This is a genomic window from Pseudomonas sp. OF001, assembly GCF_904426495.1.
In the GTDB taxonomy this organism is placed as follows: Bacteria; Pseudomonadota; Gammaproteobacteria; order Pseudomonadales; family Pseudomonadaceae; genus Geopseudomonas.
Window position 1 is genome coordinate 17,291 of the sequence record NZ_CAJGBM010000012.1, and the last position, 13,963, is coordinate 31,253.

Genomic DNA, 13,963 nt, shown 5'->3' on the forward strand with positions numbered 1-13,963 from the left:
CGGGTCTGCGTCAGGCCGGCACCTCGTCGGCGCGCGGCTCGGGCCTGGGCAGCGAGGACAGCAGGGCCATGACCAGGGCGGCCAGGTAGGGCAGCGACTGCACCAGCAGCACGGTGACCCAGAAGAACACATCGACGCCCGGCAGCGGCTGGGTCAGCGAGATGCCCAGCGCCGCGCCCCACAGCAGCAGCATGACGAACACCTCCTCGCGCGCCTCCGCCAGGGCCAGCAGCAGGCCATGGCTGCTGCGCATCTTCGGCGTGCGGAAGAACGGGATGCTGCGGGTGACGAAGCCGAACAGCACCGCCTTGGCGATGGTGTGCGACAGGGCCAGGCCGGCCACCGCGGCGGCGGCGGCGTCCTTCATGTTCACGCCCACCGCGCGGCGGTAGAGGAACAGGATCTTGCCCAGCTTGAACACGAACAGCGCCAGCGGCGGGATGGCGAAGATCATCAGCGGCGGGTCGACCCGGTGCGGCACGATGATCATCGCCGCCGACCACAGCAGGGCGCCGATGGTGAAGAAGATGTTCAGTCCGTCGGCGATCCACGGCAGCCAGCCGGCGATGAAGTGGTAGCGCTGGCCGCGGGTCAGTTCGCTGTCCTTGCCGAAGAACAGGCTGGCCATGTGCCGCTTCATGATCTGGATGGCGCCGTAGGCCCAGCGGAAGCGCTGCTTCTTGAAGTCGATGAAGGTGTCGGGCATCAGGCCCTTGCCGTAGCTCTGCTCGGAGTAGGCGGCCGACAGGCCCTTCTCGAACACACGCAGGCCCAGCTCGGCGTCCTCGGTGATGCACCAGTCGGCCCAGCCGAGCTCGTCGAGCACGCTGCGGCGGGTCATGGTCATGGTGCCGTGCTGGATGATCGCGTCGCGGTCGTTGCGGGTCACCATGCCGATGTGGAAGAAGCCCTTGTACTCGGCGTAGCACAGCTTCTTGAACAGCGATTCGTTCTGGTCGCGGTAGTCCTGCGGCGACTGCACCACGGCGATCTCCGGATCGGCGAAGTGCGGGACCATGTGCTTGAGCCAGTCGGGCTCGACGCAGTAGTCGGAGTCGATCACCGCGATCACCTCGGCGTCGGGCGCGGTATGGCCGAGGATGTAGTTGAGCGCGCCGCCCTTGAAGCCGGCCAGGGGCGCGACGTGGAAGAAGCGGAAGCGCGGGCCGAGGGTTTCGCAGTGGGCCTGCACTGGCTCCCAGACCGCCGGGTCCTTGGTGTTGTTGTCGATCACCAGGACCTCGAAGTCCGGGTAGTCGAGGCGCGCCAGCGCGTTGAGGGTCTGTTTGACCATCTCCGGCGGCTCGTTGTAGCAGGGCACGTGGATCGACACCTTGGGCCGGTAGGCATGCTCGTCGGTGACCGGCGGGAAGGGCCGCACGCGCTGGTGCTTCCACACGGTCTCGGCCAGCTCGTGGGCCTCGGTGAGCAGAACGATCATCACGCCGAGGGCGCCGATGGCCAGCAGGATGCCGACCAGGGTGCTGAACCAGTTGCTGTATTGCTGGCTGTAGTCGTAGGCGATCCACACCAGCATGGTGGCGGCGAGGAAGGCGACTATGGTCAGGAAGGTGCGGCCGCGCTGGCGCAGGGCGCTGCCGTCGATCAGCAGCAGGGCGAGGGCGAGCAGGGCGAGCACGCCCGAGGCGGTGGCCAGCAGGCGCCACTGGGGGATTTCCACCACCGGGCCGGCGAACGGGAACTTGGGCTGGCGCTCGGCGTTGTAGACGCCCCAGTAGGCGCCCACCGAGCCTTCGTCGCCAGCCTTCCACGGCTGGTCGAAGGCTTCGATGACGAAGTAGTTGTAGCCCTTGGCGTTCAGCTTGTTGACCAGGGTGCGCAGGTAGATGGCCTGGTCGGCCTGGGTGGCCTGGGCGCCACCGCGGGTGCGGCCGTTGCTCGGCCAGCCGACCTCGCCCAGCAGCAGCGGCTTCTTCGGGAACATCTTCTTCAGCTCGCGGGCGCGCTCGAGGACGAAGTCGACCGAGTCCTCCTGCGGCACGAACTCCCAGTAGGGCAGCACGTGGGCGGCGATCAGGTCGACGTGCTTGGCCAGCTCCGGGTACTTCTGCCAGATGTGCCACTGCTCGGCGGTGGTCACCGGCACCTTGAGCGCGCCGCGCACCCGGTCGAGGTAGCCGATCAACTGTTCGGGGGTGACTTCCTCGCGGAACAGGGCCTCATTGCCGACCACCACGCGCACCACGCTGCGCTCGCGCTTGGCGATCTCGATGCCGCGCTCGATCTGCGACTCGTTGGCCGCCTCGTCGTTGCTCAGCCAGATCCCCAGGGTCACGCGCAGGCCGGCCTCCTCGGCCAGGCGCGGGATCTCGGCCTGTATGCCGTCGACCGAGTAGGTGCGGATGTTGTCGGTGTGACTGCTCAGCAGCTCGAGGTCGGCGCGGACCTCGTCCTCGCTCGGATAGGTGTTCTCCTGCGGGTTCTGGTGCAGGCGGAACGGGGCGTAGGAGAAGCCGGAGATCTGGTCGGGCCAGTCCGGGGCTTGCAGTGGTTGGTTGAACCAGGCCCACAGGCCGGTGAACAGGGAAGCCACGGCCACGACCATGACCAGGTTGAGACCCAATTTGCGAGCAGACATGTATGCAGGGTTCCAGGAAGAGGAACAGGGGAAAGGCCGGCGGACACCGACGCGCGCGCATCCTACTCTGTGCCCCGTGGGCTGTACAGGGGCGGTGCCGGCGTCCGTACTGCCAATATGACAGCGTTATCGCACGCCGGTTCGCTGGGCGCCGGCGGAGTGACGAACTTATAATGCGCCACGCATTTTTCCGGGGGTGTCATGCAGATCGACGAGCAGCGTTTTGGCGGCATTGCCCGCCTGTACGGCCGCCTTGGCCTCGAGCGCCTGGCCGCGGCCCATGTGGCGGTGGTCGGCATCGGCGGCGTGGGTTCCTGGGCCGCCGAGGCGCTGGCGCGCAGCGGGGTGGGCGAGATCTCGCTGTTCGACCTCGACGACGTCTGCGTGACCAACACCAACCGGCAGATCCACGCCCACGCCGGCAACATCGGCCGGGCCAAGGTCGAGGCGATGGCCGAGCGCATCCGTGCCATCAATCCGGACTGCACGGTGCACGCGGTGGCCGACTTCGTCACCCGCGAGACCATGGCCGAGTACATCACCGAGCAGTTCGACGGGGTGATCGACTGCATCGACAGCGTGGCGGCCAAGGCGGCGCTGATCGCCTGGTGCAAGCGGCGCAAGATCCAGATCGTCACCACCGGTGGCGCCGGCGGGCAGATCGACCCGACGCAGATCCAGGTCGCCGACCTCAACAAGACCTTCAACGATCCGCTGGCGGCCAAGGTGCGCTCGACCCTGCGCCGCGACTACAACTTCTCGCGCACGCCGGGACGCACCTACAGCGTGCCCTGCGTGTTCTCCAGCGAACAGCTGCGCTACCCCAAGCCGGACGGCAGCGTGTGCCAGGCCAAGGGCTTCGTCGGCGAAGGCGTGCGCCTGGACTGCGCCGGCGGCTTCGGCGCGGTGATGATGGTCACCGCGACCTTCGGCATGGTCGCCGCGGCGCGCCTGGTCGACAAGCTGGTGGCCGGCACGCGCCGCCCGGCGGAGCGCAAGGCAGCCGAGTAGGGTGCGCCATGCGCACCATCGAACCCGGGCGGTGAAGGACGGTGCGCGCGGCGCACCCTACGCCAGTTGGCGGATCCGCGTGAGCACCGCATTCAGCCCGTTGCTGCGCGAGGGCGACAGCTGGCGCGCCAGGCCGAGCCGATTGAACCAGTCGGCCACGTCCACCTCGGCCAGCTCGGCGGCGGTGAGGCCGTTGACCCGCAGCAGCAGCAGGGCCAGCAGGCCGCGCAGCAGGCGCGCGTCGCTGCTGGCGCGTATCTGTAGGCATTCACCGTCATGGCCGGGTACCAGCCACACCGTGCTTTCGCAGCCGTGCACGCGGTTGCTCTCGCAGCGTTCCTCTTCGCTCAGCGGCTCCAGGCGTTCGCCCCACTGCATCAGCAGGCGCGCGCGCTGCTCCCAGCCGGGGCAGACGGCGAAGGCGTCCAGCGCCTCGCGGGCGGCCGGGGTCAGGTTCATCGCAGCAGCTCCAGGGCGTGGTTGAGGGCGGCGAAGAAGCGCTCCAGGTCGTCGCCCTCGCTGTACAGGCCGAGCGACACGCGCACCGCGCCGGGCATGCCCAGGCGGCGCAGCAGCGGCATGGCGCAGTGCTGGCCGGCGCGCACGGCGATGCCCTGCTCGCCGAGCAGGTGGGAGAGGTCGGCGTTGTGCACGCCCTCGACCACGAAGCTGGCCAGCGCGGTGTGCGGCTCGCTGAGCAGGTGCAGGCCGTCGAAGCGGCGCAGGCCCTTGAGCAGGCGCTGGTGCAGCACGTTCTCGTGGGCGGCGATGGCCTGCTCGTCCTGGGCGTTCAGGTAGTCGAGCGCGGCGCCCAGGCCGATGGCGGCGGCGATCGGCGGGGTGCCGGCCTCGAAGCCCAGCGGCGGCGCACGGAAGTGGGCTTCGTGGTAGTCGGCGAACTGCACCATCTCGCCGCCGAACTGCCAGTGCTGCAGGCGGGCGAGGGCGCGGCGGCGGCCGTAGAGCACGCCGATGCCGTCCGGGGCGTACAGCTTGTGCCCGGAGAACAGGTAGAAGTCGCAGCCCAGCGCCTGCACGTCGTGGCGGCCGTGGACCACGCCCTGGGCGCCGTCGACCACGGTCAGGGCGTCCTGGGCGCGGGCCAGGGCCAGCAGGCGCTCCAGCGGCTGCCAGCGGCCGAGCACGTTGGACAGCTGGCTGACCGCCAGCAGGCGGGTGCGCGGGCCGATCAGGGTGGCGGCCTGCTCCAGGTCGACGTCGCCGGCGCCATCCAGCGGCAGCACCACCAGTTTCAGGTTGCGGCGCAGCGCCAGTTGCTGCCAGGGCAGCAGGTTGGCGTGGTGCTCGAGGGCGCTGACGGCGATCTCGTCACCGGCCGTGAACAGGTGCTCGAGGCCGTAGGCCAGCAGGTTGATGCCTTCGGTGGTGCCGCGGGTGAAGACGATTTCGTCCGTGCTCTGCGCGTTCAGCCACTGGGCGACCTTGCTGCGGGCGCCCTCGAAGGCCAGGGTGGCCCGCTCGCCCGGGGCGTGCTGGGCGCGGTGCACGTTGGCGGCGCCGCCGGCGTAGTGGTCGAGCAGGGCATCCAGCACGGCCTGCGGCTTCTGCGCGGTGGCGGCGCTGTCGAGGTAGGTCTGGGCGCTGGCGGTGAAGGCGGCGAAGGCCGGGAAGTCGGCACGCCAGGGAGAAGGCAGGGACATGGTGGCTCCTGTCAGGGGCGGTCCCGGTAGGGTGCGCCACGCGCACCGCATGGCGGTGGCTGGCTGGTGCGCACGGCGCACCCTACGGCGAGCTGCTTAGTTGTGCGCGTGCAGCATCTCGTTGAGCTCGATCGCGGTCTTGTTGGTCTTGCACTCGACCGCGCCGGTCTGCGAGTTGCGGCGCAGCAGCAGGTCGTTCTGCCCGGCGATATCGCGCGCCTTGACCACTTCCACCAGCTGGTTCTGCTCGTCGAGCACGGCGACCTTGGTGCCGGCGGTGATGTACAGGCCGGACTCCACGGTGCAGCGGTCGCCCAGCGGGATGCCGATGCCGGCGTTGGCGCCGATCAGGCAGCCTTCGCCCACGGAGATGACGATGTTGCCGCCGCCGGACAGGGTGCCCATGGTCGAGCAGCCGCCGCCCAGGTCCGAGCCCTTGCCGACGAACACGCCGGCGGAGACGCGGCCTTCGATCATGCCCGGGCCGGCGGTGCCGGCGTTAAAGTTGACGAAGCCCTCGTGCATGATGGTGGTGCCTTCGCCGATGTAGGCACCCAGGCGCACGCGGGCGGTATCGGCGATGCGTACGCCGCTCGGCACCACGTAGTCGGTCATCTTCGGGAACTTGTCCACCGAGAACACTTCCAGCAGCTCGCCCTTCAGGCGCGCTTCCAGCTGGCGCTCGGCCAGCTCGGCCAGGTCGACGGCGCCCTCGTTGGTCCAGGCCACGTTGGGCAGCAGCGGGAAGATGCCGGCCAGGCTGGTACCGTGCGGCTTGACCAGGCGGTGGGACAGCAGGTGCAGCTTGAGGTAGGCCTCCGGGGTGGTCGCCGGGGCGGCATCCTCGGCCAGCAGCACAGCGACCAGCGGCTTGCGGCTCTCGGCCAGGCGGGTCAGCAGGGCGGCCTGGGTAGCGTCGATGCCCTTGAGTGCGCCGGCCAGGTCGTGGGCCTGGTGGTTGGTCATGGCGATGGTCTGGTTGCCGCCTTCGTAGCCGAGGGTGGCGGTGGTCGCGGCGACCAGTTCGGCGGCCGGAGCCAGCAGCGGCTGGGCGTAGAAGACTTCCAGCCAGGCGCCCTGGCGGTTCTGGGTGCCGACGCCGAAGGCGATGCTGTAGAGATTCTGCGACATGCGGATGTTTCCTTTCGAGAGTTGCGGGCGGCCGGCTCAGGCGAGCGCGGCGGCGTAGAGTTCCGGCTTGAAGCCGAGCAGGGTACGGTCGCCGAGGTCGAGCACCGGGCGCTTGATCATCGACGGCTGCGCGAGCATCAGTTCGATGGCGCGGGCCTGGTCGAGATCGGCCTTCTGCTCGTCGGCGAGCTTGCGGAAGGTGGTGCCGGCGCGGTTGAGGACCTTGTCCCAGCCGTGCTCGGCGCACCACCTTTCCAGGCTGGCGCGGTCGATGCCGGCGGCCTTGTAGTCGTGGAAGCGGTAGGCGACGCCCTGCTCGTCGAGCCAGGTGCGGGCCTTCTTCATGGTGTCGCAGGCCTTGATTCCGTAAAGCGTTAAGTCATTGATTTTGCTGGTGGTTTCGGTCATCCCCAAAATCCCCCCAAAATACCGCCAAAATTAAGGCCCGCATTATGCCACGTCGATCCACTCGGCGCCCCGGCTGTCCCGGTAGATGTCGGTCATCTTCGCGGACTTATGGCCGAGCAGAGCCTGTGGGTCGCGGCCTTCCGCTGCGTGCAGGCGGGCGGCCAGCGAGCGCTGCTCGTGGAAGGTCGGCGGGTTGTCGCCGATGGTGATCGCGCCTTTCCCGGCGGCCCGGTCCCGCGCCTCGGCGAAGGCCTTGCTCAGCGTGTCGAGCATGATCGGTTGCCCGGGGGCGGCCTTGCTGATCGTGCGGCTGTGGTGCACCAGGTGCTGGCTCACTACGCGGTCGCGGCAGCGCTTGATGGTGCCGGCCAAATCCAGTGCCACCGACTGCAGGCTGATCGACAGGCCGAGGCGCAGGCGCTGGCCTGTCTTGGACTGGACGACATGCAGGTGATCGTCGCGCACGTCCTTGAACAGCATGCTGGCGATGTCCTCGCGGCGCTGTCCTGTCAGGACGGCCAGCTCCATCGCGCGCTTGAGCCACGGCTGGCGGGCTTCGGCGTAGATCGCCTTCCACATCTCCAGCGTCAGGCGCTCGCGCTTGATCTTCACCTTGGCGGCCTTGGTCACCTCGACCGGGTTGGTCGCTGTCCACCCCGCAGCCATGGCCTCCATGAACACGTCGCGCAGCAGCGACCGCATGGCTCGGCTCATCTGCGCCTTCCCTTCGCGTGCCAGGCCGGTCAGATAGTCCGCAACATCGATGGTGCCAATGTCGGCAATGTCCCGCCCTGCGAACCTCTTCTCCAGTACGTTGATGCGCATGCCGAGGTTTCGCATGGTTGCCGGTGCCAGGTCGCGTTCTGCGATGATCTGCCTGTAGCGCTGCAGCCAGTCTGCGAACAGCCGTGCCGGCCGTGCTGGCGGAGCGGACATCCGCTCCACCAGCGCCGGCCGGGAGGCCATGACAGCATTCGCTGCATGGGCCTCGCGGAGCGCTGCGTCCTTGTCAGAGCCGAGCCCGAACATGCGGCCGCTTACCGGGTCGCGGTAGGTGTAGTAGGTCACACCGTTGCGCTTGTCGGTCTTGCGGTACAGGTTCGGCGGTAGGTCTTTCGACCCCGTTTTACGCGGCCTTGGCGCCATGGCGAGCCCTCTCGATACGGCTGAGCAGCGAACCGCCGCGCACCAACGGTGGCGGCTCGCGATAGTGTGCGTCCTGGTCCACATAGTACCGGCGGCCGTGCTTGACCGCCGCAGGCTCGAAGCGCCCCTCGCGTGCCCACAGCTGCAGGGTGGCTCGGGATGGGGGCGGATCCAGATTGAGCTCGGCCCACTTCTCCAGGGTGACCTTCATCTCCGCTTCCCTCCCTTCCGATTCTTCTTCGATCCGCCCCGGGCGCTGGCTCGCCACTGGACGTAGTTGGCCGTCAGCTCCGGGTTGGTTGCGCGCAGGTCGTCGACGGCCTCGTCGATCAGCTGGCCGACCACGGCCGGCAGGTCGTCGACCGTGCACGGCGTGGTGGTGCGGGCGTCCAGCTGCAGGGTGGCGCCCTGGGTGTCGATGATCAGCAGCGATACAGACCACGGCAGAGGCCGGCGAGGGCGGTTGCCGATGACGGTGGCCGCCCTCTCGGGCGGCGCGTTGGTGGTGTGGATGATGGTGCAGGTCATGGCGTGACCCTCTTGAACTCGACGACCCAGACCCAGGGGTTAGCGTCCCAGGGCTCGGCGCCGTTGATCGACTCCCACAGCTCGCGCCATGCGTCGAAGGGATCGATCCAGTTACCGGGGCCAGGTTCGCTCTCGAAAGCGTGGTAGTAGTACTCGCCATCGCCATGGTGGATGCGGTTGATACCCTCGGCCAGGTAGCGGCTTCCGAAGGCAGTCTCGCCATCGCCATCCTGCAGGCGCTCGACGCGCACGTCGGTGATCTCCAGCAGGATGCGGGAGGCTGTTCGCGGCATGCGGATGCTCGGCGTCCATCGCACTGGTTGGCTGTCGCCGATGTGGTGCCACTGAACATTCGGCATCTCGCCGTCTGCCCGGTACACGTAGCGGAACTTCCAGTCGGGGCGGCCGGGAGACCCAGCGGTACCGATCGGGCCAACCGGGCGGCCTTCTGGAATGTCCACCTCGAAAACCTGGGCATGGCTCTCGCGCACCCACAGCCGGTCGCCGGGCTCGCCATAGGGACACTTGAAGTCCCAGCCTTTGCTTGGCGCGCCATTCAGGTGCCCATGTTTCGGCCGCCAGTACCAATCGGCCGTAGCAGGGCCGTGCGGGTAGTTCCGGCGTGGAATCGCATCGGTTACCGGCACGTCGGGCTGATGCTTGATTGCGCGGCGCGTCACCGTCTTCCGGCCATCAAGGATGGCGCGAACCATCGGTCCGCTGAACAGGATCGGACGCTCTTTCATGCTGCCTCCTCGATCTGCTGCTGCTCGACCAGATTGGCGCGCACCAGCGCGGCGGCGACGGGTGGGCAGACGCTGTTGCCGCACATGCGGACCTGGGCGGCCTTGCTCAGGCGCTTGCCGCCGGCGGTGTGGGTGTGGATGTAATCGGCCGGGAAGCCCTGCGCGGCGTACAGTTCGTGGGGCTCGAGCATGCGCATGCCGATGTCGACGATCTGGTACGGCTCGCCCTTGATCATCACCAGGGCCATGCGGTCCTTGGTGGTGACGGTGTGCAGAGGCTCGTCGAGGGGCTGGCCGTCGCCGGTGCCGTAGTACTTGAGCAGGAAAGCGCGGACCTCGCCGAGGTGGTTGCCCTGGGCGCTGATGGTGTGAAGTGGCTCGGTCACTGGCTGGCCATCGCGGCAGGTACCGCGCAGCTTGATCAGGTGACTGGTCACCAGCGCGTTGTGGTCGACGGTGGTCACGGTCGGCAGCGGCTCGGCCAGGCTGACGCCCGGGCCGTTGTAGTTGCCGCCGTAGTGCTTGGCGAGGAAGGCCGCCACCACAAGCTGGTCCGGTGGCGTTCCGTGCGGGTTGAGCACGCCTGCCGAATGCGCCGGGGCGATGAACGGATGCCGGGCGTCGAGGACGTACCGCTGCAGGCCGCGAGCGATACGGCGCAGGGTGTTCTCGGCGAGCGGACGCTGGCGGCCGAAGATGCTCGGGCACGGGATAGACCAGTCGATGATCTCCGCGGCGGTGCGCCACGGTTTGAGCAGCTTGCGCTTGACCGCGTCGCTGTTCGGGTCGCCGTGGGTCGGCTGTGGCCAGACGAGGGGCAGGCCATCGCGGCGCGAGGTAAGGAACAGGCGCTTGCGGATGGTCGGGGCGCCGTAGTCGCAGGCGCGCAGTTCACGCCAGTCCACCTGATAGCCGAGGCGGCGCAGGGCGTTGGTGAAGCTGGCGAAGGTGCGGCCCTTGTTGCGCGGGCAGGGGCGGCCGTCGCTGGTGATCGGGCCCCAGGTCACGAATTCCTCGACGTTCTCGAGCATGATCACCCGCGGCCGCACGGTGGCGGCGTAGCGGATGGCGACCCAGGCGAGGCCGCGGATCTTCTTCGACACCGGGGTGCCGCCCTTGGCCTTGCTGAAGTGCTTGCAGTCCGGGCTGAACCAGCACAGGTCGACCGGGCGGCCCTGGACGATCGCGCGCGGGTCGATGTCCCACACGCTTTCGCAGTGGTGGCGGGTGTGCGGGTGGTTGATGTCGTGCATGGCCACGGCCTCGGGGTCGTGGTTGATGGCGATGTCGACCGGGCGGCCGAGGCCAAGCTCGATGCCGGTGCTGGCCCCGCCACCGCCGGCGAAGTTGTCGATTACCAGGCCGTCGAAGTTGAAGGCCGGCTGCGGGTGAATGCGAAACAGGCTGGTCATGCCAAGGCCCTCCCGCATTCGGCCGGGGCCAGCAGGTCGAGCTGGTCACCGGGCAGGCGCAGGTCGCGCGGTTGGCAGGTGGCGCCGCCATCGAGGCGGGCCAGCCAGGTGTTGCGGCCGCGGTCGAACTGCAGGCCCTCGAGGAGGCGCTGGCGGGCAGGGGCGCTGACGTGCACCACCGGGCTGCCGGTGGGCAGCTCGGCGAGGCGGCGCAGGGCAGCCGGGAGTTTGTGCAGGGTGGTCAGGGCGTTACGCATCGGCGGCCTCCTTCGCTGCGAGCATGCGTGCCAGGTCGCCCATCACGCTCTTGGCCTGCTCTGCATCGCCGGTGCTCGGCGTTGTGATGGTGGCGTACTGCAGCAGGTGCAACAGGTCGGACACGCGGCTGCGCAGGGCAGTGTTCTCGTCGAGCAGATCGAGGTTGCTGCGGGCCACCTTCGTGACGTTTTCCAGCGCAGAGCGAGTGCTTTGCAGGCTGGCGATTCGGTCTTCGGCTTCGTGGCGCCACTGCTCGGCGAGGGTCTTCCAGTGCTCGACCTCGCTCCAGGGCGATGGGATGACAACGGCGTTGACCTTGATGGTGTCGGTCTGGCCGGTCAGGGCGTTGAGTGCTGCGGCGTGCTGCTCGGCCTCCTCGCGGCTTTCGGCGGCCCACAGCTCGTCCGGGCCCTGGGCATGGACTGCCCAGTGCTGTTCGGCTGGTGCCGGGCGGGCGCGTTGGATGGTGCACAGCTCATCAGGCTGGCCTTCGCGCAGGCCGAGCGAATTCAGCAGGCTGTTGAAGTCGCAGCCGCGGCGGATGATGGTCGCCGGCGGGAGCATCACGTCGCATGGCAGTGAGGGAAGCTCTCTGGCGAGCCCTTCGACTGCCTGGGCGTAGATGATCTTGATACACGACCAACTGATGGGGACGTGCTGGATATAGGTCCCGGTGCCACCGCACATTTCGCACTCATCATCACGATCGTCAGGATCGCACTCAGCGCACGGCAGCTCGATTGACTCCGAGTGCTCGCCGGACAGCAGCGCCTTGGCACCGTTCGCCGCGGTAAGGCGACGGGGCATCAGGATGTAGTCCGACAGCAGGTTGGCGGGCATGGTGGTTTGCTCAGCCATGGCTCACCTCCTCGCGCTCCACCTGCGGCTGCAGCGGGTTGTTCTCCAGCTCGCCCTGGATGTTGCGGGCCAGCTGTAGGCGCTCGAACATGTCGGCGTCTGGGTTGGTCAGCACGTCGGCTGCCTGGTGCAGCAGGTCGCTCAGTACAGAGCTGCTCTCGCTCTGACCGGCATGTAGGCGCAGCGCCTTGCACAGCTGTTTGGCCTCGTGGCGGGCGTCGTGCAGGGCGTGGTGTTTGGTGCCCTCGAACGGGCCGACGTTCTTCGCCTCGGGGTAGAGGGCGAGGATGGTGCGTAGGTCGCGGTCGTTCCGGAACTCCCAGGGGGTGGGGCGGGTGAGTTCGCTGTAGGCGCTGCGCAGGATGACGTTGTCGAAGCTGCTGCCGTTGCCCCAGACCAGCGCGTCGCGGTGGGGGGCGTAGATGTCCATCCAGCCGGCCAACTGCTCGAGGGTTGAAATGATGGGGGTGCCCGGTTGGCTGCCGTCGATCTCGGCGCGGGCTTCGGCGCTCTGCTGCAGCCACCACTGGATGGTGGAGGCGTCGGCCTCGCGCTTCCAGTGCGGGATCATGGCCGACTCCAGGTCGATGCGGCGGTAGAACTCGTCGAGCGGCTTGGCATCGCGGACTACCACGGCGCCGATGGCTGCGATGGGGGCGTTCGGGCCTTTGCCGAGGGTTTCCAGGTCGATGACGATGTGGGTCTGCTTGATCATGTTCGTGTCCTCAGGTCGCAATGGCGGGTGTCAGGTGAGCGCGGCGCGGGTGCGGTTGTCGTCGCGGTAATGGCGCGACAGCGCTCGGGTTAGGTGCGGGGCCTGAGGGTGGTGGGTTGCGGTGCGGTGGCTGCTGGTCGGCATGTGCTCCGCGCAAGTTGCGGGCGGTGGCGGCCATGCGCCGGCAGCTCTCTGCGAAGGTCAGGGGCAGCGGCTCGTCGTCCTGCTCGGCAGTCTCCGGCGCGCTGGCGGCCTGGTTGGCCGGTACCACTGGATTGGCTGGCGGGGTGGTGCGGACGATGGTCAGCAGCAGCGCCGGGAGAATCTCCAGCACCAGAGCCAGGCCGAGGCCGAGCAGGGGCACCAGGTCGGCCGGGGCGGCCACCGGCAGCGGCTGCGCCTGTAGCTCGGCCAGATCGCGGGCGGCGGTGTCCAGGCGATTGCGGGCGTCGGCGCGCAGGGCGTCGATGCGGGCGTCGCTGGTCGTGGTCAGGTTGAGCGCGGCGCGGGCGAAGTCGCGGGAGCGCAGGGCGGCGGCCTCGGTGCTGACGGCGGCTGCCTCGGCATCGAGCCTGGCCAGATCCTGCTGGGCAACCGAGCGGGCGAGTTCGGCGACGGCGAACTGCTGCTGGTGAGCCTGGTGCTGCGCGGCGCGGGCGCCGAGGTCGGAGGTGAAGCGCTCGGCCGTTGCCAGTCCGCTGAAGACGGCGAGGATCGAAGCAGCAACAGCCATGGCCACGGCGCTCGCGCGGCGGCCGCCGTCGAAATACTCGCGGGCGGTCGGCCACAGCATGTACTTGACCAGGTCGGCCACGGCGAAGGCGCCGGCGTAGAGCAGGGCCATGCGCTTGTCGTCAACCAGCTCGTACACGGCCAGCGAGATGGTCACCACGGTTACGCTGGAGAGCGCCCAGGCGAAGCCGATCATGACTGTCGGGCGGGTTGGGAGCTTCATGCTGCACGCTCCATGTGCTGGGTCTGCGGCTTGAGCCAGCCAGCGAGGTCGCGCAGCTGCTTGGCCTGGCTGGTTGCGGCATCAGCTTTCAGGGTGGCGTTGATTGGCCGCCATACGTTCGCAGCCAGACGGAGGGTGTCTGCCGCGTCGCACAGCAGGCGCGCGTGCTGGTCGTTGAGCACCTGGGCGTCGTCGAGCTGCAGGTGCAGCGCTTCGTAGGCCTCGCGGGCGTCCTGCATGGCCCGGGCGTGGTTGTCCTTGAGGCGGCGCAGTTCGGCCTGGGTGCTGGCAAGCAGGCGCTCGGCGCTGTTGCAGCGGGCGGCGGTTTCGTTCAGCTCGATCTCCAGTTCTTCCTCGGCGAGGTCGTAGCCGGAGTCGAAGCCGTCCTTGCGGCCTGCGGAGTAGCCGCGGCGCTTGCCGATATGGAAGGCGCAGACCGCGATCAGTTGGCCGGCCGCGAGGCCGATCAGTGCGGCGAGCGGTGTGCTTAGGGTGGTGAGTTCCATGTGCTGTGTCCCCCTGGTGGTGGGTTGCC

At 68.5% G+C, this 13,963-nt stretch carries 15 protein-coding genes and 1 pseudogene; 1 reads left to right on the top strand and 15 read right to left on the bottom strand.

Features of this window, described 5'->3' with window-relative positions:
* Nucleotides 1-10: 10 nt before the first annotated feature.
* Complete coding sequence (locus tag RA210_RS08240) at nt 11-2,599, bottom strand: glycosyltransferase (RefSeq protein ID WP_201486055.1); 2,589 nt, start codon at nt 2,597-2,599, stop codon at nt 11-13.
* 201 nt (nt 2,600-2,800) lie between these two features.
* Here RA210_RS08240 and tcdA point away from each other — a divergent pair.
* Nucleotides 2,801-3,614, top strand: a pseudogene (tcdA, locus tag RA210_RS08245) (tRNA cyclic N6-threonylcarbamoyladenosine(37) synthase TcdA); the annotation flags it as partial.
* Nucleotides 3,615-3,667: 53 nt separating this feature from the next.
* On the opposite strand, the gene RA210_RS08250 reads toward tcdA, so the two are convergent.
* The 14 genes from RA210_RS08250 to RA210_RS08315 all read right to left on the bottom strand — a co-directional run bounded on the left by RA210_RS08250 (nt 3,668) and on the right by RA210_RS08315 (nt 13,934).
* Nucleotides 3,668-4,069, bottom strand: a complete 402-nt coding sequence (locus RA210_RS08250; RefSeq protein WP_201486057.1) for a SufE family protein — start codon at nt 4,067-4,069, stop codon at nt 3,668-3,670.
* Entirely contained in the window at nt 4,066-5,271 is a 1,206-nt protein-coding gene (locus RA210_RS08255; RefSeq protein WP_201486058.1) for an aminotransferase class V-fold PLP-dependent enzyme, read from the bottom strand. Before RA210_RS08255 ends, RA210_RS08250 begins: the two co-directional genes overlap by 4 nt.
* 96 nt (nt 5,272-5,367) lie before the next feature.
* Nucleotides 5,368-6,402, bottom strand: a complete 1,035-nt coding sequence (dapD, locus tag RA210_RS08260) for a 2,3,4,5-tetrahydropyridine-2,6-dicarboxylate N-succinyltransferase (protein ID WP_136489084.1) — start codon at nt 6,400-6,402, stop codon at nt 5,368-5,370.
* A gap of 36 nt (nt 6,403-6,438) precedes the next feature.
* Nucleotides 6,439-6,810, bottom strand: a complete 372-nt coding sequence (locus RA210_RS08265) for an ArsC family reductase (protein WP_201486059.1) — start codon at nt 6,808-6,810, stop codon at nt 6,439-6,441.
* A gap of 42 nt (nt 6,811-6,852) precedes the next feature.
* A complete protein-coding gene (locus RA210_RS08270) occupies nt 6,853-7,956 on the bottom strand; it encodes a phage integrase Arm DNA-binding domain-containing protein (RefSeq protein ID WP_201486060.1) in 1,104 nt (367 codons plus the stop codon).
* A complete protein-coding gene (locus tag RA210_RS08275) occupies nt 7,937-8,167 on the bottom strand; it encodes an excisionase (protein ID WP_201486061.1) in 231 nt (76 codons plus the stop codon). Before RA210_RS08275 ends, RA210_RS08270 begins: the two co-directional genes overlap by 20 nt.
* On the bottom strand, nt 8,164-8,484 hold the full coding sequence (locus RA210_RS08280) for a hypothetical protein (protein ID WP_201486062.1): 321 nt from the start codon (nt 8,482-8,484) through the stop codon (nt 8,164-8,166). Before RA210_RS08280 ends, RA210_RS08275 begins: the two co-directional genes overlap by 4 nt.
* Nucleotides 8,481-9,230, bottom strand: a complete 750-nt coding sequence (locus RA210_RS08285) for a hypothetical protein (protein WP_201486063.1) — start codon at nt 9,228-9,230, stop codon at nt 8,481-8,483. The genes RA210_RS08280 and RA210_RS08285 overlap by 4 nt, the downstream gene beginning before the upstream one ends.
* The gene (locus tag RA210_RS08290) at nt 9,227-10,642 is read right to left on the bottom strand and encodes a DNA cytosine methyltransferase (RefSeq protein ID WP_201486064.1); all 1,416 of its coding nucleotides are present in this window, start codon (nt 10,640-10,642) and stop codon (nt 9,227-9,229) included. The genes RA210_RS08285 and RA210_RS08290 overlap by 4 nt, the downstream gene beginning before the upstream one ends.
* Nucleotides 10,639-10,899 carry a hypothetical protein gene (locus tag RA210_RS08295; protein ID WP_201486065.1) on the bottom strand — a complete coding sequence of 87 codons (261 nt, stop codon included), beginning with the start codon at nt 10,897-10,899 and terminating at the stop codon, nt 10,639-10,641. The genes RA210_RS08290 and RA210_RS08295 overlap by 4 nt, the downstream gene beginning before the upstream one ends.
* Nucleotides 10,892-11,758: a hypothetical protein gene (locus RA210_RS08300; protein WP_201486066.1), complete on the bottom strand. Its 867-nt coding sequence runs from the start codon at nt 11,756-11,758 to the stop codon at nt 10,892-10,894. The genes RA210_RS08295 and RA210_RS08300 overlap by 8 nt, the downstream gene beginning before the upstream one ends.
* Complete coding sequence (locus RA210_RS08305; protein WP_201486067.1) at nt 11,751-12,473, bottom strand: 3'-5' exonuclease; 723 nt, start codon at nt 12,471-12,473, stop codon at nt 11,751-11,753. Before RA210_RS08305 ends, RA210_RS08300 begins: the two co-directional genes overlap by 8 nt.
* Nucleotides 12,474-12,483: 10 nt before the next feature.
* Complete coding sequence (locus RA210_RS08310; protein ID WP_201486068.1) at nt 12,484-13,428, bottom strand: hypothetical protein; 945 nt, start codon at nt 13,426-13,428, stop codon at nt 12,484-12,486.
* Nucleotides 13,425-13,934, bottom strand: coding sequence for a hypothetical protein (locus RA210_RS08315; protein ID WP_201486069.1), 510 nt, complete (start codon nt 13,932-13,934; stop codon nt 13,425-13,427). The genes RA210_RS08310 and RA210_RS08315 overlap by 4 nt, the downstream gene beginning before the upstream one ends.
* Nucleotides 13,935-13,963 lie beyond the last annotated feature (29 nt).

Excerpts from the sequence above, each read along its gene's own strand:
- RA210_RS08240 (WP_201486055.1), bottom strand. The coding sequence starts at position 2,599 with ATGTCTGCTCGCAAATTGGGTCTCAACCTGGTCATGGTCGTGGCCGTG.
- RA210_RS08250 (WP_201486057.1), bottom strand. The coding sequence starts at position 4,069 with ATGAACCTGACCCCGGCCGCCCGCGAGGCGCTGGACGCCTTCGCCGTC.
- RA210_RS08255 (WP_201486058.1), bottom strand. The coding sequence starts at position 5,271 with ATGTCCCTGCCTTCTCCCTGGCGTGCCGACTTCCCGGCCTTCGCCGCC.
- dapD (WP_136489084.1), bottom strand. The coding sequence starts at position 6,402 with ATGTCGCAGAATCTCTACAGCATCGCCTTCGGCGTCGGCACCCAGAAC.
- RA210_RS08265 (WP_201486059.1), bottom strand. The coding sequence starts at position 6,810 with ATGACCGAAACCACCAGCAAAATCAATGACTTAACGCTTTACGGAATC.
- RA210_RS08270 (WP_201486060.1), bottom strand. The coding sequence starts at position 7,956 with ATGGCGCCAAGGCCGCGTAAAACGGGGTCGAAAGACCTACCGCCGAAC.
- RA210_RS08275 (WP_201486061.1), bottom strand. The coding sequence starts at position 8,167 with ATGAAGGTCACCCTGGAGAAGTGGGCCGAGCTCAATCTGGATCCGCCC.
- RA210_RS08280 (WP_201486062.1), bottom strand. The coding sequence starts at position 8,484 with ATGACCTGCACCATCATCCACACCACCAACGCGCCGCCCGAGAGGGCG.
- RA210_RS08285 (WP_201486063.1), bottom strand. The coding sequence starts at position 9,230 with ATGAAAGAGCGTCCGATCCTGTTCAGCGGACCGATGGTTCGCGCCATC.
- RA210_RS08290 (WP_201486064.1), bottom strand. The coding sequence starts at position 10,642 with ATGACCAGCCTGTTTCGCATTCACCCGCAGCCGGCCTTCAACTTCGAC.
- RA210_RS08295 (WP_201486065.1), bottom strand. The coding sequence starts at position 10,899 with ATGCGTAACGCCCTGACCACCCTGCACAAACTCCCGGCTGCCCTGCGC.
- RA210_RS08300 (WP_201486066.1), bottom strand. The coding sequence starts at position 11,758 with ATGGCTGAGCAAACCACCATGCCCGCCAACCTGCTGTCGGACTACATC.
- RA210_RS08305 (WP_201486067.1), bottom strand. The coding sequence starts at position 12,473 with ATGATCAAGCAGACCCACATCGTCATCGACCTGGAAACCCTCGGCAAA.
- RA210_RS08310 (WP_201486068.1), bottom strand. The coding sequence starts at position 13,428 with ATGAAGCTCCCAACCCGCCCGACAGTCATGATCGGCTTCGCCTGGGCG.
- RA210_RS08315 (WP_201486069.1), bottom strand. The coding sequence starts at position 13,934 with ATGGAACTCACCACCCTAAGCACACCGCTCGCCGCACTGATCGGCCTC.